The 2,713-nt window shown below is 41.4% G+C and carries 2 protein-coding genes; both read left to right on the plus strand.

Annotated elements, in window-relative coordinates; all coding sequences use genetic code 11:
* A partial coding sequence (locus VE944_RS30940; protein ID WP_324986653.1) for a calcium-binding protein occupies window positions 1–983 on the plus strand: 983 nt, incomplete at its 5' end.
* A gap of 763 nt (window positions 984–1,746) precedes the next feature.
* On the plus strand, window positions 1,747–2,541 hold the full coding sequence (locus VE944_RS30945; protein ID WP_324986656.1) for a hypothetical protein: 795 nt from the start codon (window positions 1,747–1,749) through the stop codon (window positions 2,539–2,541).
* Window positions 2,542–2,713: the final 172 nt, after the last annotated feature.

The raw sequence follows: 2,713 nt of genomic DNA on the forward strand, positions 1-2,713 counted from the left end.
CGATCGCTGACTTAGAAGCCCAAACTATCTCTGCCCTCAACGTTCCTGGTTTGGGAACATTGACATTTAATGTAGTCAACTTTGACAATGTTATCGGCACAATTAACAATGACACCATTAAGGGCGATGCCCAAAATAATCTGTTATCTGGTCTTGGTGGCAATGACCTGATTGATGGCGGTGCAGGCAATGACACATTGTTAGGTGGTGGAGGCGATGACACCATTAAGGGTGGTCAGGGTAACGACAGCATTGATGGCGGGGATGGACAAGACACCGTAGATTACAGCCTTACTGGTGGTGTCACAGTATTAGCAACAGGTACAGTTCAAAAAAGTGGTGGTGGTGCAGACCAACTTATTAGAGTTGAAAAAATTATTGGTTCAGCAACTGCGATCGATACCATAGACGCTTCTGGAACCAATGTACAGCTAATTGGTGATTTATCCGCACAACAAGTCAACGTCAGCAATATTCCCGGTTTCGGTTCTTTAAATTTCGGAGTTGTGAACTTTGACAACCTTACCGGAGGTAATGGAAATGACCGCTTAACTGGGAATGCTGGAGTCAATACCCTGAACGGTGGTTCGGGTGATGACAACCTTGATGGTAGAGATGGTAATGATATTCTGATTGGCGGATTGGGTAGAGATATCTTAGCTGGTGGAGCAGGAGCTGATATCTTCCGTTACAACAGTGCTTTAGAGGGTGGCGATATTATCAACGACTTAAACGCATCTCAAGGTGATAAAATCCAAGTTTCCGCATCTGGATTTGGAGGTGGACTCCAACTAGGGCTATTACAAGCTTCTCAATTCACCCTCGGTAGTGCTTTCACCAATACTAACCAACGCTTTGGATTTAACACCAATGGCTCGATTCTCTCCTTCGACAGAGATGGTAGCGGTTCGCAATTTGGCTCCGTCGAAATTGCTAGAATAAACGGCGTTAACAGTCCTCAAATTATCGAAGTAATCGCCTAGAGGATTTTAGATTCTAGAATCCCGTAAATGGCTAATTAAGCGTGGTACAAACGCAAACAATTGTGTTTGTAACCCAGGCTAAAGTTGTGTTGTAAAAATGATGTGATACTGGTAAGGTTACGAATTTTGTCAACTCTGGCCAGCTAGCCATCAAAAAGTTTTTGTAACACAACCATTGAACACGGCAGTTGCTTCAACTCTCTCCCTGATAGTAACGCATTGCCTCATGCAGGGGGGAGCATCCAAAATATGTCAGTTATGTCAAACCCAGATTATGAATTGTCATTGCGATCGCAACTCTTAGGAATAAGAATTAAATAACATACAATTAATATCCCTGGCCTACCTCAGCCTCAATCTCTCTCCTTATAAAGGAGAGGGAAGCTAGATGCAGGATAAACTTTTGCATTTTATTTAATCCACGTTCATTAGAGACGCACTTGCGTTCACTACGCTACGGCTTAAGCCAACGCAATGACAAACATATTTTCTTTGCATCGGGATGTTCCCCATCTTGGGTGTTGAGTTATTACATTTTAACAAACAAGAGGGGTTAATTTCCCATCCCCAAAGGGAATTGCTTGTAATGAGAAAGGGGTTTAAATCCCCATCTCAAAACTTAATTGCGTTAGCGACGCGCAAGGCGAGTCCGCGATAGCGAAGCGATAGCGAAGCGTTAGCGACGCAGGAGCGTCGCGTCATTGCAAATTGCGAATTGGTTTAATGATATTTTCCTAATAAATTAAATTAAGGAGTCTGCCTTGTGGCATTTACAATAAATCAATTATTGAAGTCATTTGTGAAATATTTACCAGCAATTACAGCTATAATAACGTTTCTCCCATTACCAGTTAAAGCAGCTACATTTTTAGTCACTGAACGCGCTGGATTAGGAGGAAATGATCAAGTTGATTGGGGAAGTTTAGGTAAAGTATTTAATCCCTCTGATCGTAACTTTTCTGCTTTTTTACCTAACTCTTTTTTAGCAACATCCCAAGGTGGTTTAGGGTTGGATATAAATATAGCTCCAACTAATAATCCTGGGATTACTCCACCGTTTGTCTTTCAAACTTTACCTTCACCTGGCATTCGGACTAACTTCGCCAAAGGTGATTTTATTCTCTTTGGAGGTATAGACCCAACAGGTTTTATCCCTCTTCCTCCTGATACTCCTGATCCTGGTACTAACGGGAACGGCGGGCCTTTTACCATTAGTTTTGCCCAGCCTGTTTTTGGCGCTGGTACTCAGATAGCTGTAGACATTAGTAATTTAAAAGTTGAAACTTTTCTCACCGCTTTTGATAACGCCAATAACCTGTTGGGTAGTTTCTCAGTTCCAAATATTTCGTCACTAGCATTAGATAATTCGGCAGTGTTCTTGGGAATTCGTAGTGACACTCCAAACATCTCACGACTCGTTTTTAGCAGTTCTGCTCCACAATACGGCTTGGCCATTAATCAGGTAAGCATTATTGCAGTTCCCGAACCAACTTATACCTTGGTGATATTAGCTTTTGGTGTTTCGGGTGCTGTTTTGCAACTACGCCAACGCACTTAATACTCCCACTATGTCAAAATAGCTTTCATTTAATAAGTTAGAGGTTTTGAACATACTCAAACTTATGTAAGTATATAAGTTACAAATAATTCTTGTCTTTCGCCAAATTCAACTCAATGTCATACAAAGAATTAGAAAAAATCATAGACGCTAAGATACAAAAAGCTATACG

The organism is Nostoc sp. (assembly GCF_035638895.1).
Classification (GTDB): domain Bacteria; phylum Cyanobacteriota; class Cyanobacteriia; order Cyanobacteriales; family Nostocaceae; genus Nostoc.